This window comes from Amycolatopsis eburnea (assembly GCF_003937945.1).
Lineage (GTDB): Bacteria > Actinomycetota > Actinomycetes > Mycobacteriales > Pseudonocardiaceae > Amycolatopsis > Amycolatopsis eburnea.
In genome coordinates, this window is sequence record NZ_RSEC01000036.1 from 725379 (window position 1) to 747786 (window position 22408).

Below are 22408 nucleotides of genomic sequence, written 5' to 3' on the forward strand. Positions count from 1 at the left end.
TCACCGACCGGCCGGTAACCGGTGTCCGGCCGACACTGTCACCACCGGCACACCGTGCCACGTCGCATCGAACCCCCCGGACACGGTACGGTGTGAGCAGGAAAGAATTGTCGAGACGATGCGGGGCCGCCGATTCCCCCGGCCGCCCCGCCCCTGTGCGAGGGGGTCGAGCCATGGGGCGCGGCCGGGCTAAGGCCAAGCAGACGAAGGTGGCGCGCGAGCTCAAGTACAGCTCGCACGAGACCGACTTCGATGCTTTGCAGCGCGAGCTGTCGAGTAACTCCTCCAGCGGTCATCACGAGGAGTCCGACAGCGAAGATCAAGACCCGTACGACGACGGGTACGACGAGTACCGTCGTTGAGCACGCGTAACCGCGCGAGGGCGAGCCGGGCAAAACCCGGTAACCGCCCTCGCGCGCTGCGTGCTGCCCAAGAACGGGCCTGCGAAGCGATGAAGGAGTGAGCCGGTGGTCAGTCGAGTCGGAGTCGTCGGAGCGGGCCTGATGGGGTCCGGCATCGCCGAGGTGCACGCCAGGGCCGGGTTGGACGTCGTGGTCACCGAGGTGAACCAGCCGGCGCTCGACGCGGGCAAGGCGCGCATCGAGAAGTCCCTGCAGCGCGGCGTGAAGAGCGGCAAGCTGTCGGCCGAGGACGCCGACGCGGCCCTCGGCCGGGTCCGGTTCACCACCGACATCGCCGAGTTCGCCGACCGCGAACTGGTCGTCGAGGCGATCCTCGAGCAGGAGCAGGCGAAGGTCGACGTCTTCCGCCAGCTGGACAAGATCGTCGAGGCGGAGGACGCGGTGTTCGCGTCCAACACGTCGTCGATCCCGATCATGAAGCTGGGCATGGCGACGAGCCGGCCGCAGCAGGTGGTCGGCATCCACTTCTTCAACCCGGTGCCGGTGCTGCCGCTGGTGGAGCTGGTGCCCTCGCTGCTGACGAGCGAGGAGACTTCCCGCCGCGCGGAGGAACACGCGACGACGGCGCTGGGCAAGACCGTGATCCGCTCGCAGGACCGCGCCGGGTTCATCGTGAACTCGCTGCTGGTGCCGTACCTCCTTTCGGCGATCCGCATGATCGAGTCGGGCTTCGCTTCGGCGGAGGACATCGACCGCGGCATGGAGCTTGGCACCGCCCACCCGATGGGTCCGCTGCGGCTGTCCGACCTGATCGGGCTGGACACGATCAAGGCCATCGCGGACTCGATGTACGCGGAGTTCAAGGAGCCGCTGTACTCGTCGCCGCCGCTGCTGCTGCGCATGGTGGACGCGGGCCTGCTCGGCAAGAAGACCGGCCGCGGCTTCTACTCCTACAGCTGAAAGGCCGCCCGCCGCGCGGCTCGGCGCAGCACCGCGAGGATGGCCGGCCCGAGGAAGACGATGGCGACGGCGTTGGTGATCGCACGCCCGGTGTCCCAGCCGAGGGTCGAGGTCAGCACGGTGTACACCGCGAACCGGTGGAGGTTCTCCACCAGCGGCGCGCCGGCGACGAAGCCGAGCTGAGCGCTGTCACCGGCGAGGAACGGCCACGACCACAGGCTCATGAGCAGCCCGAAGAAGTAGGCCGCGAACACGCCGTACGCGACGAGCAGCGCGATCTCGGCCTTGCCGCGCGCCCGCGGCAGCAGCCCGGCACCGAGCCCGATCAGCGACGACGCAAGCATCTGGAACGGCAGCCACGGCCCGACCCCGGCGGTGAGCAGCGCGCTGGTGAACAGCGACGTCGAGCCCAGCACGAACCCGAACCCGGGCCCGAAGACCCGCCCGGCGAGCACGAGCAGGAAGAAGACCAGCTCGATGCCCCCGGTCCCGGCCCCGAGCGGCCTCAGCCCGGCGTTGACGGCGGAGAGCACCCCGAGGAGGGCGAGCGCCTTGGCGTCGATCCCCCCGCGGGACAGCTCGGCGAGGACGACGAGGATCAGCACCGGCAGCGTCGCCATGAAGACGAACGGCGCGTCGGCGGTGTGGGCGGCGGCAGTGGGTTGCGGGTGGGCGAAGAGGGGCCAGCAGAACATGGCCAGGCCGAGGAGGCTCGCGGTGGTGAGGACCAGCGCGGGCCTGGGGGTGAGGCGGATGGTGCGGGAGGCCGGGAGGAAGTCGGTCATGGCGCCGGCTTCGGTGCTGGTTCGGGGGCTTGGGGTGTTCGGGGCACGCCGGTGGCCGACCCAGCTCGAGCAGCTCGAGGCACCCAGGTAGCCGACGCAGCACCGGCAGCACCGGCAGCACCGGCAGCTCCGGCAGCTCCGGCAGCTCCGGCAGCTCCGGCAGCTCCGGCAGCTCCGGCAGCTCCGGCAGCTCCGGCAGCTCCGGCAGCTCCGGCAGCTCCGGACGAGCCTGCGCCGCTCGCTGGCCGTGCTCGGCCGCGGCTCGGCGCCGTGCAGGGCGCGGCTGGGTAGCCGGGCACGCTGAAGCCCGCGCCGACCTGCGGCTGGGGCGCCCCAACGCCCCTGGCCGACCGTGCTCCGGCAGCTCCGGGCACGCCGGTGTCCGGCCTTGCGCGGCCGCAGCTCGGCGCGCCGGGCACGACCGGGCGACCCGCCGCGCTCACTCGCGCGGGGGCGTGCAGCCCGGCCGGCGTGGGCGGGCGTGGCGGTGGTGCCGTCGGAGGTCTCATGCCAAGGCCTCCGCGACCTCGTCCACCGTCAGCCACCGCTCCGGCGCCAGGATCTTCGCCACCTGCGGGGCGAACGCCGGTGAGGCGACGATGACCTCCTTGGTCGGGCCGTCCGCGACGATCTCGCCCTCGGCCATGACCACCACGCGGGTGGCCACCGTGGCCACGAACTCGACGTCGTGGGTGGCCAGCAGCACCGCGTGGTCCTGCGAGGCCAGCTCTCGCAGGACCGCCGCGAAGCGCCGTTTCGCGTGGTAGTCCAGGCCGCGGGTGGGCTCGTCCAGCAGCACGACCGGCGGTGCCGCGGCCAGCTGGACCGCCAGCACCAGGGCCAGGCGCTGTCCCTCCGAGAGGTCGCCGGGGTGCGCTTCGCCGGCGATTCCCGGGGACAGCCGGTCCAGCAGCTCACGCGTCGTTCCCGCCGCCACCCGCGATTCGGTGTCCGCCTGTGCGCACTCGGCGGCCACCGAATCGAGGTACAGCAGGTCCGCCGGTGTCTGCGGGACCAGCCCCACGCGCTGACGGGCCGCTCGTGGCTTGAGCGACGCGGGATCCGCGCCCCCGACGTCGACCTTCCCCGCCGACCTCGGGCCGCTGCCCTGCACCGCCCAGAGAAGCGACGACTTGCCGGAGCCGTTGCGTCCCATCAGCGCGATCACTTCCCCCGGCCCGGCACGCAGGTCCACCCCGCGCACCGCCGAGACATCTCCGTAGCGGACCACCACCCCTCTCACGTCCAGTGCTTGACCGGTCACCGACAGGCTACGACCCACCACCGACAATTTCTGCAGCCTCGATCGCAGGGGCCCCGCGACGCGCCGCGCGTCCCGGACCGACAGCGGCAGCGGTGACCAGCCCGCGAGCCGTCCCAGCTCGGCGATCGGGGGTGCGATCGAGGACGTCGCCAGGATCTCCGCGGGCGGCCCGGACCGGACCGAGCCGTCACCCGGCAGGTACAGCAGGCGGTCCGCGTACTGCGCGACGCGCTCCATCCGGTGCTCCGCCACGACCACCGTCGTCCCGAGGTCGTGCACCAGCCGGGTGATCGCCGCGAGCACGTCCTCGGCCGCGGTCGGGTCCAGCGCCGACGTCGGCTCGTCGAGCACGACCACGGACGGGTGCGCCGTCAGCACCGAGCCGATCGCGACGCGCTGCTGCTGGCCACCCGAAAGCGTCCGAAGTGGACGATTGCGCAGGTCTGCGATGCCCAGCAGGTCCAAGGTTTCCTCGACCCGCTTGCGCATGACGTCCGGCGGCACCGCCAGCTGCTCCATCGCGTACGCGAGCTCCTCCTCGACGGTGTCCGTCACGAACCCGGCCAAGGGGTCCTGCCCGACGACGCCGACGACCGAGGCCAGCTCGCGAGGGGGATGCACCGCGGTGTCCAGCCCGGCCACGAGCACCCGGCCCGCCATGCGGCCGCCGGTGAAGTGCGGGACGAGCCCGTTCAACGCGCCGAGCAACGTCGATTTCCCCGCCCCGGTCGGCCCCGCGACCAGGCACAGCTCGCCTTCCTCGACCTCCAGCGTCACGTCGGAAAGCACCGGGCGCGAGGCGTCCGGGTAGGTCACCGTGACCCGCGAGAACTCGATCACCGGACGACCTCCGACAACGACGGCGGCGGGGGCGCGACGAACGCCGGCAGCGCCGCGACCAGCACGGACAACGCGTGCACCCAGGAAACCTCCGGCCAGCGCAGCGGGCTCAGCGAGGGGAACAACCGGCCGGGGTCGATCCGCGCGGTGGCGAACAGCAGCGCGCACGCCCCGACCCCGGACGCGACGACCAGCGTCTCCGGCCACCGCCACGGGTCGGGCCGGTACGCCGTCCGCCGGACGCGCCGCCCGCCGAGGACGAACCCCACGACCGCCACCACCAGCCCCGCGGCCAGCAGCGGGATCCCGAGCCACGACGACGTCCCGTCGAGCACGCCGTAGACGCCGACGCACACGCCGACCAAGCCGGCCAGGACGCAGGTGGCGATCAGCGCCCGCAGGCCGAGGCTCAGGTACGCCCGGCGCCCGTAGCCCCGGGAGTCCATCGCGGCCGCCAGCCGCAGCGAGCGGTCCATCGCGTCCTCCAGCACCGGCACCACGATGCCCTTGACCGCCCGCGGCCCGCGAGTCCGGCCCGCCCGCAGCCGCCGCGCACGCCGGACGCGTTGCACGCTTTCGACGAGCTGGGGCGCGACCGACAGCGCCACCGTCACGGCCGTGCCCACCTCGTACAGCGCGCCCGGGACCGCCTTGAGCAGCCGTTTCGGGTTCGCCAACGCGTTCGCCGCGCCGACGCAGACCACCATCGTGGCCAGCCGCAGGCCGTCGTAAAAACCGCCGAGCAGCTCCTCCGCCGACGTCGGCCCGAGCAGGGACAGCCCGGCGGCGAGCGGGATCCGCGGCAGCGAGAACAGCACGTGCCCGCCGTCGTCCCCGCCGACCAGGATGCGGAAGACCACGCGCGAAGCGACGATCACGGCGCCGACGTACGCGTAGAGCCGGAACGCCAGCGCCCAGGGCGCGTCACTCCGCCGGTTCGCGACGACGAACCCGGCGACGGCGATGATCAGGCCGAGCAGCAGCGGGTTCGTCGTGCGGCTCGCCGCGACGGCCAGCGCGAGCGCCCACGCCCACCAGGCGCCGGGGTGCAGCGCCCTACTGCGCACGCCGGCGACGGGCGACGACGATCCCGGCGCCGCCGACCACCACGATCACGACCGCGCCGATCACCAGGCCCCACGGGAACGAACTGCCCTGCTCAGCGGGTGCGGGAGCAGCCGTCGCGGCCTGCCGCACCGGCGCCACCCGCGGCGGCGTGGGCAGGTCGTTCGCCGACTTCGGCCGCGCGAACGCCCAGCCCTCGAACCCGCCGGGCGCCGGCTTCGCGGTCTGCGCGCCCTCCTGGCTCGACGTCCAGCTGCCGCCGGCGGAGGCGTGCCAGTAGCTCCAGTACGCCGTCGCCGACGGCATCCCCGCGCACGACTCGACGTCGGGTCCCGGCTTGCCCGCGATCCGGCAGGCCACGGCCAGGCCGTACTTCTGCGAGCCGGCGACCTCGATGCCGGCGTCCTGCAGGGCCGCGATGCCGTTCGCCGGCGTGCCGGGGGCGCAGCGGACCAGCGGCTGCGGGCCCAGGTCGCCGAAGTCGACGACCACCGTGACGCCGCCGCCCTCCGGGCAGGTCCCGTCCGTGCCCGCCGCCGATGCGGGCGCGGCGCCCACGAAGGCGGCACCGAACAGGAGTGCGCAGACGACGGCGAACCGGGAGGCGATCATGCAGGCACTTTATCCAGCGCGGCCCCCGCCGAAGGTGCGGTTCCGGCGCGACGAGCGACACACCTAGACTGCGGGCCGTGGGACAGCTCATCGCGGACGGACAGCTGCGCGTCGGCCTGATCGGCGCCGGCCCGTGGGCGAAGACGGTGCACGCACCGGGCCTCGCGGACCACCCCGGCACGGCACTGACCGCGGTCTGGGCGCGGCGGCCGGAGGCGGCGCAAGCGCTTGCGGAGGCCCACTGCGCGAACACCGCGGGCAGCGTCGAGGAGCTGTTCGAGCAGGTCGACGCGGTCGCGCTGGCCGTCCCGCCGTCGATCCAGGCCGAACTGGGCGTGCGCGCGGCCGAAGCCGGGAAGCACCTGATCCTCGAGAAGCCGATCGCCGCCGACCTCGACGGCGCGCGACGGCTGGCCGACGCGGTCGCTGCCGCCGACGTCGCCGCGCTCGTCGTGCTGACCCTGCGGTACTCGACGCAGACCCAGGAGTGGCTGGCCGGCCTCGCCCAGGCGGGCGGCTGGGCGGGCGGGGGCGCGCGCTGGCTGTCCGGTGCGCTGCTCGGCGGCCAGTACGCGGCGTCGGAGTGGCGCCAGGACGACGGCGGCGCGCTGTTCGACATCGGCCCGCACGCGCTCGACCTCCTCGACGCCGCGCTCGGCCCGATCACCGGCGTCGTCGCCGCGCGGCGGAGCCCCGGCGACCTCTGGCACCTGATGCTCGCCCACGACGGCGGCGTGATCAGCACCGCCACGCTCTCGCTGCGGCTGCCGGTGCAGCCGACCGTCGTCGAACTAGCCGTCTGGGGCGAGCACGGCTACCGGACGCTCGGCCGCAAACCGGGCTCGGCGCAGGAGTCCTACACCGCGCTCCTGGACGACTTCGCGGCGATGATCGCCAGCGGCACGACGGCCCACCCGTGCGACGTCCGGCGCGGCCTGCACCTGCAGACGCTGCTCGACCAGGCCCGCCGGCTCGCCGAGTAGTACACAGGCTGCTCGCGCGCGTTTCCGTTGCCGAACAACGGTTTCCGCCACCATCCCCCATTTCTTCCACAGGGTTGTCCACAGTTTCCACTGTGGACAGTGTGCCTCCCGACCGAACCACGGCGGGGCGGACTCCGCCACCGGAAAGATCACCGAATAGTGCGGCTCGCTCGGACTGCCGAGTCGATCTTGCAATGCGAAGGTGATTTCAGTGGAGGGGTTCCGAGAGAGGAGGCGCATGGAAGCCCTGCTTCGCGCCTTCTGGGGGATGATTCCGATAACCGCCATCGCGCTGCCGTACGCGCTGCTCGGCTGGCCGCTGCTCGCGGCCCGGCGCCGCCGAAGACTCCCGGCCCGCTTCGCGACCGCGACAGCCGGCGTCGACTGCGCCGCCCTGCTCGTTGCCCTTCTGGTGTTTTGCCTGGTCATCATGCCGGTCGGCGACTCTTCCGAGAGCACCCTCGATCTCGTTCCCGGCTCCGACATCACCGCGGCGTTCGCCGACGACGGTTCACTCTGGCAGGTGATCGGCAACGTCCTGCTCCTCTGCCCGCTCGGCGCCCTGCTCCCCCTCCGGATGCGGCGGCTGCGCACGCTCGCGCGCGTCGCGCTGGCCGCGTTGCTCGCGTCGCTGCTGGTGGAAGGTACGCAATATCTGATCCACTCCGGCCGGGTGACCTCGACCGACGACGTCCTGCTGAACACCGCGGGCGCGACCCTCGGCGCGGCGCTGAGCCGCCGCGGCTGGCGCGCGCTGGACCCGCCACCGCCGGTGCCGGTCGCCATCCCGGCGCAACGCAGGCGGATCTGCGAGTCGCCCACGCTCCGCACGCGCGTGCCGCGTTCGGTGTGGGACACGCGCTACGCCGCCATCTCGCACCAGAAGCGCCGATAATCCGGTTGAAGCCCGTGCGAAACTGAGCGCGAAGAGCCCCTTCGAGTCAAGGACTGACCGCCTATGCCTGGCGCCGCTTCCGGCGTCGGCCTCCGCTAGGCCCGACGCCCGGCGATCCACCCGCGAGCCCACCGGGCCGCGGTTCCTTGACGTGCTTTCGAAAGGCTCGAATGTCCACCATCCAGAACTACGTCCGCGCAACGGCGCCGCGCGGCCGCGAGACCGAGCGGGTCGGCCCGTTCCTGGCGACCTACTCGCCGGGCACGGCGCACACGATGCTCAACTACGCGATCCCGGACGACGGCGCGAAGCCGGCCGCGGCCGAGATCGCCGCGCTCACCGCGGCGTTCCGGCGGCGGGACCTGCTCCCGCGGCTGGAGTACTTCACCGACGTCGCCCCCGACCTGGAGAACCTGCTGGTCGAGGCGGGGTTCGCGCTGGAACGGCGGGTGCCGCTGATGACGTGCGGCCCCGCCGACCGGGTCGACAAACCGGCACCGGCGGGGATCCGGCTGCGCGCTCCGGAGTCCGGCGAAGACTTCCGGCGCCTGCGGGCGGCGCAGAACACGGCGTTCGGCGAGCCCGCGGAGATCGGTGACGACGAAGTCGAAGAGCCGAGGTCCGGCGTCCGGCACCTCCTCGCGGAGGCCGACGGCGTGGTCGTCGGCGGCGGCCTCGCGCTCGAGGTCGTCGACGGCACCACCGAGATCGCCGGCATCGCCGTGCTCGAGCCGTACCGGGGCCGCGGGATCGCCGCGGCGCTCACCGCGCGGCTCACCCGGGAAGTCCACGAAGCCGGCGCGCACACGGCGTTCCTCACCCCCGGCGACCTGGGGATCGGGAACGTCTACGCCCGGGTCGGCTACCGGCCGGCCGGGGAGTGCGTGCACCTCTCGCTGGCCTAGTCGTCGAAGCGGCCGGAGCGGCCTCGTTTCACGTCGCTCCGGCGCTTCTTCGACGCCAGGCGGCGTTCCTTCGAACCCCGCGAGGGTTTCGTGGGGCGCCGCTTGGCCGGCGGTGGTGCCGACGCGTCGAGCAGCAGGTTCGCCAGCCGGCCGCGCGCCGCTTCGCGGTTCTGCAGCTGCGAGCGGTGTTCGCTGGCCGCGATGGTCAGGACGCCGTCGACCAGCCGGTTTTCGAGCGCGGCCAGCACGCGGTCGCGCAGGTGCTCCGGGATCGACGGCGACGCGGCGACGTCGAACGACAGCTCGACGCGCGAGTCCGTGGTGTTGACGCCCTGACCGCCGGGGCCGGACGAGCGCGAGAAGCGTTCGCTCAGCTCGGCTTCCGGGATGACGAACCGGGAGCCGACCACGACGTCCCCGGTGGCCACGCCTCAGAACCGCGGGTGGTCGCCCGAGAGCACCGCGCGCGGGCCGTCGACGTCACCGGCCGGCTGGACGTCGCCCAGGATCCACGCCGGGACGTGCCGCGCGGTCAGCATGGCCAGCGCGCGGTCGACGTCCTCGGAGCCGACGATCGCGACCATGCCGACGCCCATGTTGAACGTCTTTTCCAGCTCGGCTCGCTCGACCTTGCCGCGCTGGCCGATCAGGGCGAACACCGGCGCCGGCGTCCAGGTGCCGCGCTCGAGGCGGGCGACCAGGCCGCGCGGCATGACACGGGCGAGGTTGGCCTCCAGGCCACCGCCGGTGATGTGCGCGAACGTCCGGACCTCGGTCTCGGCGGCGAGCGCCAGGCAGTCCTTCGCGTAGATCCGCGTCGGCTCCAGCAGCTCCTCGCCGAGCGTGCGGCCGAACTCCTCGACGTGGCCGTCGAGCGGCATCCGCGCGATGTCGAGCAGCACGTGCCGGGCCAGGGAGTACCCGTTCGAGTGCAATCCGGACGAGCCGAGGGCCAGCACGACGTCACCCGGACGGACCTTTTCCGGCGAGAGCAGCTGCGCCGCCTCGACCACGCCGACGCCGGTGGCCGACATGTCGTAGTCGTGCTCGCCCATCAGGCCCGGGTGCTCCGCGGTCTCGCCGCCGAGCAGGGCGCAGCCGGCCTGGACACAGCCCTCGGCGATGCCTCCGACCAGGGCGGCGACCTTCTCCGGGTGCACCTTGCCGACGGCGATGTAGTCCTGCAGGAACAGCGGCTCGGCGCCAGTCACGACCAGGTCGTCGACCACCATGGCGACCAGGTCGATGCCGACCGTGTCGTGCTTGTCCAGCGCCTGCGCGACCGCGATCTTGGTGCCGACGCCGTCGGTCGAGGACGCGAGCACCGGCTCCTTCCACTTGTCGAGCTTGAGGGAGAAGAGCCCGGCGAAACCGCCGACACCGCCCATGACCTCGGGCCGCGTGGCCCGCTCGGCGTGCGGCTTGAGCAGCTCGACGGCTTGGTCGCCGGCGTCGATGCTGACTCCGGCGGCGGCGTACGTGGCGCTCGTGGACTCGCTCACGGTGGAAGGACTCCCTACTGGACTGTCACGGACGCCGGACGGCGTCTTCGGCACCGTACCCGGCGGGGCTGACGGGAGTTGCCGCACCATTGACCGAGTCGAGGCTTTCGAGCAGGTGCTTCCCGATCAGCGCGTCCTCCGGGAGCGCGATCGGGTACTCGCCGGAGAAGCACGCCGTGCACAGCCGCGACTTCGGCTGTTCCGCCGCCGCGACCAGGCCGTCCAGGGAAATGTAACCCAGGGAGTCGGCCCCGATCGAGCGCCGGATGCCGTCGAGGTCGACGCCGTTCGCGACCAGCTCGGCGCGCGAGGCGAAGTCGATGCCGTAGAAGCACGGCCAGCGCACGGGCGGTGACGCGATCCGGACGTGCACCTCGAGCGCGCCGGCCTCCCGCAGCATCCGGACGAGCGCGCGCTGGGTGTTGCCGCGGACGATCGAGTCGTCCACCACGACCAGGCGCTTGCCGCGGATGACGTCGCGCAGCGGGTTCAGCTTGAGGCGGATGCCGAGCTGGCGGATGGTCTGCGACGGCTGGATGAACGTGCGCCCGACGTAGGCGTTCTTCACCAGGCCGGTGCCGTAGGGGATGCCGGAGCCCTGCGCGTACCCGATCGCGGCGGGCGTCCCGGATTCCGGCACCGGCATGACCAGGTCGGCCTCGACCGGCTGCTCGGCGGCCAGGCGGCGGCCGATCTCGACGCGGGTGGCGTGCACGCCGCGGCCGGCGATCGTGGTGTCGGGGCGGGCGAGGTAGACGTACTCGAAGACGCAGCCCTTGGGGTCCGGGTTCGCGAACCGCGAAGAGCGCAGGCCCTCGGCGTCGATCGCGATCAGCTCACCGGGCTCGACCTCGCGGACGAAGGACGCGCCGACGATGTCGAGGCCGGCCGTCTCGCTCGAGACGACCCAGCCGCGCTCGAGCCGCCCGAGCACCAGCGGGTGGACGCCGTGCGGGTCACGCGCCGCGTACAGCGTGTTCTCGTCGGAGAACACCAGGCAGAAGGCGCCCTTCAGGGTGGGCAGCAGCTCCATGGCCGCGGCCTCGATGCCCTTGTCGGCGGCGTTCGCGGCGAGCAGGCCGCAGATCAGGTCCGAGTCGCTCGACGAGCCGGTCAGGCCCGCGTGCGGCTTCAGGCCCGCCTCGATGGTGCGTTCGCGCAGCTCGGCGGTGTTGACGAGGTTGCCGTTGTGCGCGAAGGAAAGGCCGCTGCCGGTCTCGGTGGTGCGGAAGATCGGCTGCGCGTTCTCCCAGATGGTCGCGCCGGTGGTCGAGTACCGGCAGTGCCCGACGGCGATGTGCCCCTGCAGGGACTGCAGGATCTGCTCGTCGAACACCTGGCTGACCAGGCCGAGGTCCTTGAAGACCACGATCTGCGAGCCGTCGGAGACGGAGATGCCGGCGGCCTCCTGGCCCCGGTGCTGCAGGGCGTAGAGGCCGTAGTAGGTCAGCTTCGCGACTTCTTCCCCGGGAGCCCAGACGCCGAAGACGCCACACTCCTCGCGGGGTTCCGGTTCGGGCTGGTCGGACACGAGCTGGGGGTCGGAAACCACCGAGGAGCTCCTGGGAAGACGTGGTCAGGCCGGTTTCAGTGTAGACGGTGCGGACATGACTCAGGCCCCGCCCGGAGTGGTTCTGACCACTTCGAACGGGGCCTGAAAGCTTGGGTTCCTAGCACGCGTCCGGCAACGAGAGGATCTCGGAGAGCACCTGTGCGCCTTCGCCACGGCGGCGCCACAGCCACCGCTCCGGCTCGAAGATGTTGTCTTCGGTGCCGGGCATCCGGGTCGCCACCACGTCGTCCTCGGCATTGAGCCGGACCACGTCCACCACGTCGTCGTGCACCCGCACGCCGACGACGGCGAGGACCTCGCCGGTCTCGTCGGCGGGGTGGACGAACTGGTAACCGCGAGCCACCAGCTCCTGCAATCCGGTTTCGATGTCGAAGACGGAGGCGACAGCCTCAGCCGAGGACATCGTCGAATTCACCGTCCTTGGCGCCGGCCAGGAAGGCCGCCATCTCCGCGCGCGTGTAGACGAGCGCCGGACCGGTCGGGAAGCGCGAGTTGCGCATCGCGATCTCGCCGCTGGCCAGCGGCGCCACCTCGACGCAGTTGCCCACCGCGCCGCTGTAGCTCGCCTTGCGCCACTGGGCGCCGGAGAGCCGATCGGCCGGGATGCCGTTCTCGAATCGCTCAGCCATGTTCCCACCTCTCGAAGCGGAATATGCCCTCGGGCACTGCATCTGCATGTGCATTTGCCCGCGTATCGAAGGCTAGCACGTGTGCCTGCAACGGTAAATGCACGTGCAGAATTTCTTGCAAAGTTCTCCGACGGTAAAGAATCACCTGGTCACGGTTAACCTATCGGGTGATAGGTGGATGCCCTTTCGGGTTAACCACTACGAGTAGTTACCGGTGACCGGGGCTGGTTTGGCCGGAGACTCCGGAGAGTGACGACGGAACGCGGCAGGCTGGGATGTCGTGAAAGGGTCGTTCATGTCGTCTGGCGAGGTGAACGACTCGTTCATGTCATTGCGGCCGGCGTCGAAGCCGCGCGTCAGATCGACTCTGCGCGTCAGATCTCCGCGCGTCGCTTCGCCAGCAGGGCCCGGCTCCGCTCCGGCGTCTCCGAGTCGACCGCCAGCATGTCGAGCGCCCGGCTGTACTTCTCGATCTCTTCGCGCTTCTCGATGTAGTGCGCGCCGGTCAGGTATTCGACGTAGGCGATGTTCGGCAGTTCCGGTTCACCGAACCGCAGCAGCGAAAACGCGTGTTCCGCGGACAGCCCGCTGCGGCTGTACGGCAGCACCTGGACCGATACGTGCGGCAGCGCGCTCATCTCGAGCAGGTATTCGATCTGCTGCTTGAGCACCTTCACGCCGCCGATCGGCCGGTACAGGACCGACTCGTCGAGCACCATCCACACGCGGGGCGCGTCCGGCCTGCTGAACATCTTCTGCCGGCGCATGCGCAGCGCGACCAGCTGGTCGACCCGCTCGTCGGCCATCTCCGGGCGGCCGTGGCTGAAGATCGCGCGGGCGTACGGCTCGATCTGGAGCAGGCCCGACACGTAGATCGGCTCCCAGATCTGGATTCGCGCGGCGGCTTCTTCCAGGCCGACGAGGTCGGTGAACCAGTTCGGCATGGTGTCGCCGAAGCGCCGCCACCAGCCCGGCTCGTTCGACTGCTTGACCATGTCGAGGAACGTCTGGCGTTCCGTCGAGTCCTCGACGCCGTACATCGTCAGGAGGTCGGTGACGTCGCGTTCCTTGAAGCCGACGCGGCCCAGTTCGAGGCGGCTGATCTTCGATTCGGACCCGCGGATGTTGTACCCGGCCTGCTGGCGGGTGATGCCGGCTTCCTCACGGAGCCGCCGCAGCTGCGAGCCCAGGATCATGCGGCGCGCCGTGGGGCCGATGTTCTGTTCTCCTGCGGACGCGTTCACCGCGTTCATTCCCGGACCTTCCGCGCTCACGTCACCAGGGGGTTCTAGCCCGACTACCGAAAGTACACGTTAACCCGTCCTGCGCAAAGAGGTGACCCGGTTTACCCCGTGCGCGCGTCGGCCTACTCTACGTAGAGTACGAGACTTTCGACACAGAACTTGCGAGGTTCAAGATGCCCGACGCCGCGACCCGGACCGAACGAGTTCCCGTGGGGGTCGACCCGACCCGTGCCAGCATCGCGCGCGTGTACGACGCCTTCCTGCTGGGGAAGGACAACTACGAGATCGACCGGGAGGTCCTGCACAAGGTGCAGAAGGCCGCCCCGGAGGCGCAGGACCTCGCGTTCGAGAACCGCGGCTTCCTCATCCGCGCCTGCCGGTTCCTGGCGAGCCAGACCGGCATCACCCAGTTCCTCGACCTCGGCTCGGGCCTGCCCACGGCGGAGAACACCCACCAGGTCGTCCAGCGGATCAACCCGGAGACCACGGTCGTCTACGTCGACAACGACCCGGTCGTCCTCGCCCACGGCCGGGCGCTGCTGGAGGAGAACGAGCACACCCACTTCGTCGCCGAAGACATCTTCGAGCCGCAGCGGATCCTCGAGCACGAGGTCATCCGCGAGCACATCGACTTCACGCAGCCGCTCGTGTTGCTGCAGATGGGCACGCTGCACCACTTCAACGGCGACCACCACCGGCCGGCCGAGATCATGAAGGAGTTCGTCGACGCGCTGCCGTCCGGCTCCTTCGTCGGGGTCAGCCACTTCTTCGACCCCGAGGACGAAGACTCCAAGACCGCCCGCCGGATGGAGGAGTTCTTCCTGCACAGCCCGATGGGCTCCGGCACCTTCCGGACGCAGAAGGAGATCGAAGAGCTGTTCCCCGGCCTCGAGATGGTGCCGCCGGGCGTGGTCCGGTGCGCCGACTGGTGGCCGGACGGCCCGCGGCTCAAGGACCTGAACGTCGCGCAGCGGACGATCGCCGGCGGCGTCGGCCGCAAGCCGTAGGGCTCCCGTCCGTCAGAGGCGGACGAGGGGGAGCCAATGGGAGAGGTCGGCCCGGGTGCCCGACGCGGACACCCGGCCGTCCGCCACCGCGGTGGTCCAGTCCAGTCGGCCGGTGGCCAGTTCGAGCCACGTGCGCGGGTCGGTCTCGACCACGTTCGGCGGGGTGCCCCGGGTGTGCCGCGGCCCTTCCACGCACTGCACCGCCGCGAACGGCGGCACGCGGACTTCGACCGTGCGGCCCGGCGCGTCGGCCGCCAGCGCGCGCAGGCTGAGCCGGACCGCCGCGGCGAGTTCGGGGCGCGCGGGGTCCGGCGCATCCCCCTGCAGCCACGGGGAAACCGCCACCACCGCCGCACGTAACTGTCCGGGGTCGACCGAACGCGAAGAGGCCATGGGCAAACAGTAGAGTGGCCCACCAAGAGTTTTACGGCACACCCGAGAACGTGGGGACTAGATGGCGCAGCGGGACGAGGCGGATCGGATGGTTTCGCAGCAGCCCACCGGAAGCGGGCCGGAACACCCCGGCAGGCACAGCCGCGCGGCGCGGCGCGGGGGCCAGCAGGCCCGGCGCTCCGGCAAGCAGGGCACGCCCGAGATCACCGCGGAGATGCGGGCGAACGCGCGCGCCAACCCCAACAGCTGGCTCTACGTCATCGACGAGGCCTTCGACCCGAACGGGCCGGTCCCGTCGTGGGCGGTCGTCGGCGCCTACCCGGTGAACGGCGTCGGCGACGTCGTCGCGGACTTCCACCCCAACGACCGCTACCGGCCTTCGCCGAAGGCGCTCGGCTTCCCGGAGCCGACGAACGACCTCGAGCACCTGCTGCAGCTCGTCCGCACCGAGCACCGCCCGGCGTCGGACCTGCCGAAGGTCGTCCTCGACTCGACGCTGTTCGTCTACGCGATGTCGCCGGTGCAGCGCACGGTCATCGGGTTCCACAACACCGACGGCCGCGTGATGGTGCCGGCGTACACCCGCAAGGCGCTGGTGCCGAGCGAGTGGCCGCACGCCCGCGCCGTGCTGGGCCGCGACATCGTCGGCCTGCTCGGCGGTCACCCGGTCGCGATCAACCCGCACGACCTGATCACGGCCGTCGTGCCGGCCGAGCACCTCGTGAAGGCGATCGCGGACGAACAGCGCTGACCTGCGGGTTTAACCCCATCGAGTGACCACCCGAGTCGCCGGATCTGCGGCTCGGGTGCATCGTGAGGCTGGAGAAGACTCACGAGATCGGTGGGGAGCAAGAGGGTGAACAGACGGGTATTGCTTCCCTTCGCCGCCGCGGTCCTGCTCGTCGCGGGGCAGGCGCCGGCGACCGCCCAGGACATCTACGCGGGGGCCGAAGACCACTTCGCGGGCTCGCAGATCGCCAAGGTCGAAGGCGTCGACGCGGTCCCCGGCGTGCTGTACGGGTCCGACGACCAGCAGCTCGGCCACGACGTCAGCGGCCACCAGGGGCCGGTCGACTGGCCGGGCGCGGCGCGGTCCGGCGCCAAGTTCGTCTACGTCAAGGCGACCGAGGGCACCGGCTTCGTCAACCCGCAGTTCGCGCAGCAGTACAACGGCTCGTACGACGCCGGCCTGATCCGCGGCGCCTATCACTTCGCGCGCCCGGACATCTCCGACGGCGCGGCGCAGGCGCGGTACTTCCTCGCCCACGGCGGCGGCTGGTCGGCCGACGGCCGGACCCTGCCCGGCGCGCTCGACGCGGAGTACAACCCCTACGGCGAGACCTGCTACGGCAAGGACGCCGCGGGCATGGTCCGCTGGCTCAGCGACTTCTCCGAGACCTACCGCGCGGCGACCGGCCGCTACCCGACGATCTACACGTCGACGAGCTGGTGGAAGCGCTGCACCGCGAACAACGGCGGCTTCGGGGACAACCCGCTCTGGATCGCCCGCTACAACACCTACATCGGCGAGCTGCCCGCCGGCTGGGGCGTCCACACGATCTGGCAGTTCGCCGACCGCGGCACCCTGCCCGGCGACCAGAACTGGTTCAACGGCTCGGCCGACCGGCTGCGCGCCCTCGCGCTGGGCTGAACGGCGCAACGCCGCCGGTAATAGGTGTTAACCAGTCACGAATTGAAGATCGACTTCCCGAGAAAATCACCCACCCGTATACCCAATTTCACGGAACTGAGTGACAAACCGCCATCTCGTCCTCAACAATCGTGCCCGGGCGGCTACCTGCACATAGCCGCCCTCAGCGAGGGTTCTGTGAAGGGATTCCAACATGTCCACTTCCCGAAGAGGGCGGTTCTTCGCCGCCCTGGTCGTCCCGGCCACGCTGCTCCTGCTCGGCAGCACGGCGCAGGCGGCGACGTTCTCCCCCGAGGCCGACCCGGTCGCCGCGATCAACGCGGACATCGCACAGCACAACCACGAACTGGGGTCGCAGATCCGGCGCGTCGAAGGCGACAAGTCGACACCGGATTCGCAGAAGGCGGCGCAGCAACCGCAGCCGGCCCAGGCCGTCCCCAACAGCGTGCTGGCCACCGTCGCCGGCATGGACGTCGCCAGCTACCAGGGCAACGTCAACTGGGCGAGCTGGTGGAACCAGGGCAAGCGGTTCGTCTGGACCAAGGCCACCGAGAGCACCAGCTACACCAACCCGTACTTCGCGCAGCAGTACAACGGCTCCTATAACCAGGGCTTCATCCGCGGCGCGTACCACTTCGCCACGCCGAACACCTCGAGCGGCGCGGCGCAGGCCAGGTACTTCGTCGCCCACGGCGGCGGCTGGTCCAGGGACGGCAAGACCCTGCCCGGCGCGCTCGACATGGAGTACAACCCGTACGGCTCGACCTGCTACGGGCTGAGCAAGGCCGGGATGACGTCGTGGATCCTCGACTTCCACGACACCTACCACTCCCTGACCGGCCGGTACCCGGTGATCTACACGTCGACGAGCTGGTGGAGCAGCTGCGTGAGCGGTGACTTCTCCAGCACGGCCCCGCTGTGGGTCGCGCGGTACGCGTCGACGGTGGGCACCCTGCCGTACAACTGGAGCTACTACACCGTCTGGCAGTACACCTCGAGCCCGCTCGACCAGGACACCTTCAACGGTGCCTACGACCGGCTCCAGGCGCTCGCCAACGGCTGACCCGCCCCCACCCGGCTCCCGGATCGTGACGACTTCGCGTCGGCACGGCCGGGAGCCGGTTTCATGCCGTACCGTCCGACCTTGCAGAATGCTGCGCACACGTCCGGGGGAACCGCTCGCGTCCGCCGGACGTCGGATCGCAGACGTTCAACCAGCGCCCGGAAGGCATGAAAGATGACGTACCCGCCTCAGCCGGGCCAGCCCGGCCAGCCCGACCCGTACGGCCAGCAGCCCCAGTCCGGTGGCTTCCAGCAGCCGTACCCGCAGCAGGGTGGGTGGGACCCCAACCAGCAGCAGCAGCCGTACCCGACGCAGCAGTACCCGCAGGGCTGGGACCCGAGCCAGCAGCAGGGTTACCCGAGCCCGCAGCCGCAGTGGGGCGACGGAGGTGCGCAGCAGCAGTCGGCGTGGGCGGACCCGAACGCGCAGCAGTACGGCCAGCAGGCCTGGGACCCGAACCAGGGCGGCCAGATGTCCGGCTGGGACCAGTCGACGGCCGGTTACGGGCAGGGCTTCGGCGGGCCGCCGGCGCCGCCGAAGAAGAGCAAGACCGGGATGTGGATCGCCATCGGCGCCACCGTGGTCGTCGTGCTGGCGGCGCTGGGCGTCACCGGCTTCGTCGCGCCCGGGTTCTTCCTTTCGAAGGACGACAACACGACCGTCGCGGCGCCGCCGTCGTCGAGCACGTCCGCGAAGCCGACGGCGCCGAAGACGAGCACGCCCAAGAAGACCACGACGCCGACCTCGAAGCCGCCGTCCAGCTCCGGCGCGTCGGACGCCAAGGCGGTCCTGCAGGGCTTCATCGACAAGCTCAACGGGGGCGACAAGGCCGGCGCGCTCGCGCTGGGCTGCTCCGACTCGAAGGACCTGCTCGACTCGTGGCTCGACACGTTCCTCAAGCCGCCGCTGCAGCTGAAGCTCGGCGAGGTGCCGGACGACGAGTACCTGGTCGAGGGCCAGGTGACCGGGACGTCCGCGGGCAAGAACGTCAAGGGCACGCTGAGCGCGACGAACTTCGACGACAAGGGCTTCTGCGTCAGCACCATGCTGGTTTCCTGAGCGGGTGAAGCTGTGGCGATCGCCGCTGGCGTGGACGTTCTTCGCGTCGGTGGCGCTGCTGCTCGGGGTCGGCGGCTGGCTGCTGACCGACCCCGCCACCAGCCGCAGTGACGCGCTGAAGACGGGCGGCCTCGCCGGCGGCGCGGTCGTGGCGCTGTACGCGCTGTGGCTCAACGACCGGCGCCGCCGGGTCGAGGAAGGCCGCCACGACGTCGAACGGCGTCGGCACGAACTCGAGTCGCAGCGCGCGGAACAGGACCGCGAGCGGGTGGCGGACGAGCGGTTCGCGAAGGCGGTCGAGCTGCTCGGCCACACCGCGGACCAGGTGCGCGTGGGTGCGCTGCACGCGCTGGCGGGGCTGGCGCGCAGCCGTCCGGAGTACACGCAGACGGTGCTGGACGTGCTGTGCTCGTACCTGCGGCGGCCGTTTTCGCACACCCGCGACCCGGAGCAGGAACGCGAACTCACGGTCCGGCTCACGGCCCAACGGCTCGTCACCGACCTGCTCCCGGCCCGCGACGCCGAGGGTCCGGTCTACGACCTGGACCTGACCGGTGCCCGGCTGGAGTACTTCGACCTCTCGGGCAAGCTGATCGGCGGCCTGCTGCTCCGGTACGCGGAGCTGCACAGCAGCACGAACCTCAGCGGCTGCCGCTTCACCGGCCGGGTGTACTTCACCGCCGCGGGCACCGAGTCCGGCCGCCTGATCGGCTACTTCCGGTGCCGCGGCGCGGTTTTCGAGAGCCACGCGTGGTTCAGCGGGACGGCCTTCGCCGAAGACGTGGACTTCACGGACACAACGTTCGCCGGGGAGACGACGTTCAAGGACGCGAAGTTCGCGAAGGACGCGACGTTCGGCGGGGTCCGGGCGACGGGGTCGCTCGACCTGCGGCGGGCTTCGTTCGCCGGGCAGACGGATCTGCGGTTCGCTTCGCTGCCGGCGGCGGTTTCGCTGTACAACACGCGGGTTCGGGCCGAGAAGGACGTGCGGTTGCCGGAAGCGTGGGACTTCGAGGAACTGCACGACGGGGAACTGCGGATCGTCGCGAAGCGGGGCTGAGCGGAGGGCACTGGCCGAAGCCGGCGCCCTCCGGTGCTCAGTCGAACAGCGCCGGCAGGGCGCCTTCCCACGCCTCGCGCAGCTCGTCCAGCGTGAACTCGGTGATGCCCTGCAGCTCCAGCGTGCCCGACTCCGGGTCGACCACGCCGGTCTTGCGCCACGGCAGCCCGCGGGCCGTGCACATCTCCGTGAAGCGCAGCTCCTCCGTGCGCGGGACCGCCACCAGCACCCGGCCCGCCGACTCGGAGAACAGCTGGACGAACGGGTCCTGGTCGGTGTCGAGGAAGACGCGGGCGCCGCACTGTCCGATGAGGACGGTCTCGACCAGCGTCTGGATCAGGCCGCCGTCGGAGAGGTCGTGCGCCGCCGAGATCATGCCGTCGCGGGAGCCCGCCACCAGGATCTCGCCCAGCAGCTTCTCGCGCGCCAGGTCCACACGCGGGGGCACGCCGCCGAGGTGGCCGTGGAGTTCGCGGGCCCACGCGGAGCCGTCCAGCTCGTCGTGCGTTTCGCCCAGCAGCAGCAGGGTTTCGCCCGCTTCCGCGCCGATGCCGGTCGGGATGCGGCGGGTGACGTCGTCGATCACGCCGAGGACGCCGATCACCGGGGTCGGCAGGATCGCCGTCGAACCGGTCTGGTTGAAGAAGCTCACGTTGCCGCCCGTCACCGGGATGCCCAGCTCGACGCAGCCGTCCGCGAGGCCGTGGACCGCCTGCTCGAACTGCCACATCACGCCCGGGTCGGTCGGGGCGCCGAAGTTCAGGCAGTCGGAGACCGCGACCGGGGTCGCGCCGCCCGCCGCGACGTTGCGGTACGCCTCCGCCAGCGCCAGCTGCGCGCCGCGGTACGGGTCGAGGTAGACGAACTTGCTGTTGCAGTCCGTCGCGACCGAAACACCGCGGCCGGACGACTCGTCGATCCGGATCATGCCGGAGTCCGACGGCTGCGAGAGCACGGAATTGCCGCGCACGTACCGGTCGTACTGCGAGGTCACCCATTCCTTCGACGCCTGGTTCGGCGAGGAAATCAGGCGAAGGACGTCCGCGCGGATTTCGTCCGAAGTGGACGGACGAGGAAGCGAAGCCGATGTGTCCGCGATCAACGCGTCCTGAAAGGACGGACGCTCGATCGGCCGGTCGTACACCGGGCCCTGGTGCGCCACGGTGTGCGCCGGGACGTCGACGACGACCTCGTCGTTCCACGTGATGACGAGGTGCTCGCCGTCGGTGACCTCGCCGATGTCGGTGGCGATGACGTCCCACTTGCGGCAGACCGCCATGAACGCCTCGACGTTCTCCGGCGAGACGACCGCGCACATGCGCTCCTGCGACTCGCTCGAGAGCACCTCGGCGGGCGTCATCCCGGTGGCGCGCAACGGAACGCGGTCGAGGTAGATGTGCATGCCGCCGTCGCCGGCCGCGGCCAGCTCCGACGTCGCGCAGGACAGCCCGGCGCCGCCGAGGTCCTGGATGCCGACGACGAGCTTCTGGGCGAACAGCTCGAGGCAGCACTCGATGAGCACCTTCTCGGTGAACGGGTCGCCGACCTGCACGCTCGGCAGCTTCTTGCGGCCGGACGCCGACTCGTCACCCGAAAAGGTGTCACTCGCCAGGACGGAGACGCCGCCGATGCCGTCGAGGCCGGTGCGCGCGCCGAACAGGATGATCTTGTTGCCGGTGCCGGACGCGAACGCCAGGTGCAGGTCTTCGACGCGCATCGCGCCGACGCAGAGGGCGTTCACCAGCGGGTTGCCGGAGTAGGACGGGTCGAAGACGAGCTCGCCGCCGATGTTCGGCAGGCCGAGGCAGTTGCCGTAGCCGCCGACGCCGGCCACGACGCCGGGCAGCACGCGCTTGGTGTCGGGGGCGTCGGCCGGGCCGAAGCGCAGCGCGTCGGCGACCGCGAGCGGCCGCGCGCCCATCGCCATGATGTCGCGGACGATGCCGCCGACGCCGGTCGCGGCGCCCTGGTACGGCTCCACATAGGACGGGTGGTTGTGGCTCTCCACCTTGAAGGTGACCGCCCAGCCCTCGCCGATGTCGACGACGCCCGCGTTTTCGCCGATGCCGGCCAGCATCTTGGCCTTCATCTCGTCGGTGGCGGTCTCCCCGAAGTACCGCAGGTGCTTCTTCGACGACTTGTAGGAGCAGTGCTCGCTCCACATCACCGAGTACATGGCCAGCTCGGCGTCGGTGGGCCGGCGGCCGAGGATTTCCCGGATGCGGGCGTACTCGTCGTCGGCAAGGCCCAGTTCCCGATACGGCTGGGTGTGCTCCGGGGTCGCCCCGGCGCGCTCGGTGGTGTCAACGGTGCTGGTCACGGTGTCCGTGTCAGGGTTCGCCACGGCCGCCAGGATACGGGGCGCACCCGGGTGCCCCGGACGGTGGGCCGCCGAAATCGGACGGCCGTCGCGCGGTGTGAGCGGCGCGACACCACGTCCCGGCCTGGGGGCAACCCAGACGCGCGGCGCCGGAATTGTCGGTCCCCGCGGGTAACGTTGAAACCGGGGGTCCCCCGAGCCGCGGCGCGCGAAAATCGGTCGCCTTCGCCCGGGTA

The 22408-nt window shown here is 71.1% G+C and carries 23 protein-coding genes; 11 read left to right on the forward strand and 12 right to left on the reverse strand.

Translation table 11 applies throughout. The features are described 5' to 3' along the window. Window positions 1–173: 173 nt before the first annotated feature. Complete coding sequence (locus tag EIY87_RS16085; protein ID WP_125308707.1) at window positions 174–362, forward strand: DUF3073 domain-containing protein; 189 nt, start codon at window positions 174–176, stop codon at window positions 360–362. A gap of 105 nt (window positions 363–467) precedes the next feature. Then, window positions 468–1322, forward strand: a complete 855-nt coding sequence (locus tag EIY87_RS16090; RefSeq protein ID WP_225439897.1) for a 3-hydroxybutyryl-CoA dehydrogenase — start codon at window positions 468–470, stop codon at window positions 1320–1322. Here the strand turns inward: EIY87_RS16090 and EIY87_RS16095 are convergent. The 4 genes from EIY87_RS16095 to EIY87_RS16110 all read right to left on the reverse strand — a co-directional run bounded on the left by EIY87_RS16095 (window position 1313) and on the right by EIY87_RS16110 (window position 5888). Then, window positions 1313–2107: an ECF transporter S component family protein gene (locus EIY87_RS16095; protein WP_125308709.1), complete on the reverse strand. Its 795-nt coding sequence runs from the start codon at window positions 2105–2107 to the stop codon at window positions 1313–1315. The two genes, EIY87_RS16090 and EIY87_RS16095, sit on opposite strands and share 10 nt — an antisense overlap. Before the next feature lie 505 nt (window positions 2108–2612). Further along, window positions 2613–4211: an ABC transporter ATP-binding protein gene (locus tag EIY87_RS16100; protein ID WP_125308712.1), complete on the reverse strand. Its 1599-nt coding sequence runs from the start codon at window positions 4209–4211 to the stop codon at window positions 2613–2615. Next, window positions 4208–5278, reverse strand: coding sequence for a CbiQ family ECF transporter T component (locus EIY87_RS16105; protein WP_191984114.1), 1071 nt, complete (start codon window positions 5276–5278; stop codon window positions 4208–4210). The genes EIY87_RS16100 and EIY87_RS16105 overlap by 4 nt, the downstream gene beginning before the upstream one ends. Further along, entirely contained in the window at window positions 5268–5888 is a 621-nt protein-coding gene (locus tag EIY87_RS16110) for a hypothetical protein (protein ID WP_125308715.1), read from the reverse strand. Before EIY87_RS16110 ends, EIY87_RS16105 begins: the two co-directional genes overlap by 11 nt. 77 nt (window positions 5889–5965) lie before the next feature. Here EIY87_RS16110 and EIY87_RS16115 point away from each other — a divergent pair, with 77 nt between their 5' ends. The 3 genes from EIY87_RS16115 (at window position 5966) to EIY87_RS16125 (ending at window position 8671) form a co-directional block, all read left to right on the forward strand. After that, a complete protein-coding gene (locus EIY87_RS16115) occupies window positions 5966–6871 on the forward strand; it encodes a Gfo/Idh/MocA family protein (RefSeq protein WP_125308718.1) in 906 nt (301 codons plus the stop codon). Window positions 6872–7109: 238 nt separating this feature from the next. Continuing rightward, entirely contained in the window at window positions 7110–7766 is a 657-nt protein-coding gene (locus EIY87_RS16120) for a VanZ family protein (protein WP_125308721.1), read from the forward strand. 170 nt (window positions 7767–7936) lie between these two features. Further along, window positions 7937–8671, forward strand: coding sequence for a GNAT family N-acetyltransferase (locus EIY87_RS16125; RefSeq protein WP_125308724.1), 735 nt, complete (start codon window positions 7937–7939; stop codon window positions 8669–8671). Here the strand turns inward: EIY87_RS16125 and arfB are convergent. From arfB to EIY87_RS16155, 6 genes are all read right to left on the reverse strand, one after another. Next, complete coding sequence (gene arfB / locus EIY87_RS16130; protein WP_125308727.1) at window positions 8668–9099, reverse strand: alternative ribosome rescue aminoacyl-tRNA hydrolase ArfB; 432 nt, start codon at window positions 9097–9099, stop codon at window positions 8668–8670. The genes EIY87_RS16125 and arfB overlap by 4 nt on opposite strands. 3 nt (window positions 9100–9102) lie before the next feature. Continuing rightward, the gene (gene purM / locus EIY87_RS16135; protein ID WP_125308730.1) at window positions 9103–10173 is read right to left on the reverse strand and encodes a phosphoribosylformylglycinamidine cyclo-ligase; all 1071 of its coding nucleotides are present in this window, start codon (window positions 10171–10173) and stop codon (window positions 9103–9105) included. Between the two features lie 25 nt (window positions 10174–10198). Beyond that, window positions 10199–11725 carry an amidophosphoribosyltransferase gene (gene purF / locus EIY87_RS16140; protein ID WP_125308733.1) on the reverse strand — a complete coding sequence of 509 codons (1527 nt, stop codon included), beginning with the start codon at window positions 11723–11725 and terminating at the stop codon, window positions 10199–10201. Between the two features lie 118 nt (window positions 11726–11843). Next, on the reverse strand, window positions 11844–12149 hold the full coding sequence (locus tag EIY87_RS16145) for a hypothetical protein (protein ID WP_125308736.1): 306 nt from the start codon (window positions 12147–12149) through the stop codon (window positions 11844–11846). After that, the gene (locus tag EIY87_RS16150; RefSeq protein WP_125308739.1) at window positions 12136–12375 is read right to left on the reverse strand and encodes a DUF397 domain-containing protein; all 240 of its coding nucleotides are present in this window, start codon (window positions 12373–12375) and stop codon (window positions 12136–12138) included. Before EIY87_RS16150 ends, EIY87_RS16145 begins: the two co-directional genes overlap by 14 nt. Before the next feature lie 374 nt (window positions 12376–12749). Further along, the gene (locus EIY87_RS16155) at window positions 12750–13628 is read right to left on the reverse strand and encodes a helix-turn-helix domain-containing protein (protein WP_125308742.1); all 879 of its coding nucleotides are present in this window, start codon (window positions 13626–13628) and stop codon (window positions 12750–12752) included. Window positions 13629–13828: 200 nt separating this feature from the next. Between EIY87_RS16155 and EIY87_RS16160 the strand changes: the two genes are divergently transcribed. Further along, window positions 13829–14626: an SAM-dependent methyltransferase gene (locus tag EIY87_RS16160; protein ID WP_191984115.1), complete on the forward strand. Its 798-nt coding sequence runs from the start codon at window positions 13829–13831 to the stop codon at window positions 14624–14626. Window positions 14627–14638: 12 nt separating this feature from the next. Here the strand turns inward: EIY87_RS16160 and EIY87_RS16165 are convergent, their stop codons facing one another. After that, complete coding sequence (locus EIY87_RS16165; protein ID WP_191984116.1) at window positions 14639–15019, reverse strand: sterol carrier family protein; 381 nt, start codon at window positions 15017–15019, stop codon at window positions 14639–14641. A gap of 61 nt (window positions 15020–15080) precedes the next feature. On the opposite strand from EIY87_RS16165, the gene EIY87_RS16170 reads away from it, so the two are divergent. From EIY87_RS16170 to EIY87_RS16190, 5 genes are all read left to right on the forward strand, one after another. Then, complete coding sequence (locus EIY87_RS16170) at window positions 15081–15770, forward strand: type VII secretion system-associated protein (RefSeq protein ID WP_125308748.1); 690 nt, start codon at window positions 15081–15083, stop codon at window positions 15768–15770. Window positions 15771–15875: 105 nt separating this feature from the next. Further along, window positions 15876–16670: a lysozyme gene (locus EIY87_RS16175; RefSeq protein WP_125308750.1), complete on the forward strand. Its 795-nt coding sequence runs from the start codon at window positions 15876–15878 to the stop codon at window positions 16668–16670. Window positions 16671–16863: 193 nt separating this feature from the next. Beyond that, on the forward strand, window positions 16864–17733 hold the full coding sequence (locus EIY87_RS16180) for a lysozyme (protein ID WP_125308752.1): 870 nt from the start codon (window positions 16864–16866) through the stop codon (window positions 17731–17733). Between the two features lie 174 nt (window positions 17734–17907). After that, entirely contained in the window at window positions 17908–18792 is an 885-nt protein-coding gene (locus EIY87_RS16185) for a hypothetical protein (RefSeq protein ID WP_125308754.1), read from the forward strand. Window positions 18793–18796: 4 nt separating this feature from the next. Beyond that, window positions 18797–19852: a pentapeptide repeat-containing protein gene (locus EIY87_RS16190; RefSeq protein WP_125308756.1), complete on the forward strand. Its 1056-nt coding sequence runs from the start codon at window positions 18797–18799 to the stop codon at window positions 19850–19852. 37 nt (window positions 19853–19889) lie between these two features. Here EIY87_RS16190 and purL read toward each other — a convergent pair whose 3' ends face one another. Continuing rightward, on the reverse strand, window positions 19890–22196 hold the full coding sequence (gene purL / locus EIY87_RS16195) for a phosphoribosylformylglycinamidine synthase subunit PurL (RefSeq protein ID WP_404800045.1): 2307 nt from the start codon (window positions 22194–22196) through the stop codon (window positions 19890–19892). Between the last annotated feature and the right edge of the window lie 212 nt (window positions 22197–22408).

Bases quoted from the DNA above. Each gene is read 5' to 3' on its own strand.
- EIY87_RS16170 (WP_125308748.1), top strand. From the start codon at position 15,081: ATGGCGCAGCGGGACGAGGCGGATCGGATGGTTTCGCAGCAGCCCACC.
- EIY87_RS16180 (WP_125308752.1), top strand. From the start codon at position 16,864: ATGTCCACTTCCCGAAGAGGGCGGTTCTTCGCCGCCCTGGTCGTCCCG.
- EIY87_RS16095 (WP_125308709.1), bottom strand. From the start codon at position 2,107: ATGACCGACTTCCTCCCGGCCTCCCGCACCATCCGCCTCACCCCCAGG.
- EIY87_RS16165 (WP_191984116.1), bottom strand. From the start codon at position 15,019: ATGGCCTCTTCGCGTTCGGTCGACCCCGGACAGTTACGTGCGGCGGTG.
- EIY87_RS16155 (WP_125308742.1), bottom strand. From the start codon at position 13,628: ATGAACGCGGTGAACGCGTCCGCAGGAGAACAGAACATCGGCCCCACG.
- EIY87_RS16145 (WP_125308736.1), bottom strand. From the start codon at position 12,149: ATGTCCTCGGCTGAGGCTGTCGCCTCCGTCTTCGACATCGAAACCGGA.
- EIY87_RS16120 (WP_125308721.1), top strand. From the start codon at position 7,110: ATGGAAGCCCTGCTTCGCGCCTTCTGGGGGATGATTCCGATAACCGCC.
- EIY87_RS16150 (WP_125308739.1), bottom strand. From the start codon at position 12,375: ATGGCTGAGCGATTCGAGAACGGCATCCCGGCCGATCGGCTCTCCGGC.
- EIY87_RS16185 (WP_125308754.1), top strand. From the start codon at position 17,908: ATGACGTACCCGCCTCAGCCGGGCCAGCCCGGCCAGCCCGACCCGTAC.
- EIY87_RS16125 (WP_125308724.1), top strand. From the start codon at position 7,937: ATGTCCACCATCCAGAACTACGTCCGCGCAACGGCGCCGCGCGGCCGC.
- EIY87_RS16110 (WP_125308715.1), bottom strand. From the start codon at position 5,888: ATGATCGCCTCCCGGTTCGCCGTCGTCTGCGCACTCCTGTTCGGTGCC.
- EIY87_RS16085 (WP_125308707.1), top strand. From the start codon at position 174: ATGGGGCGCGGCCGGGCTAAGGCCAAGCAGACGAAGGTGGCGCGCGAG.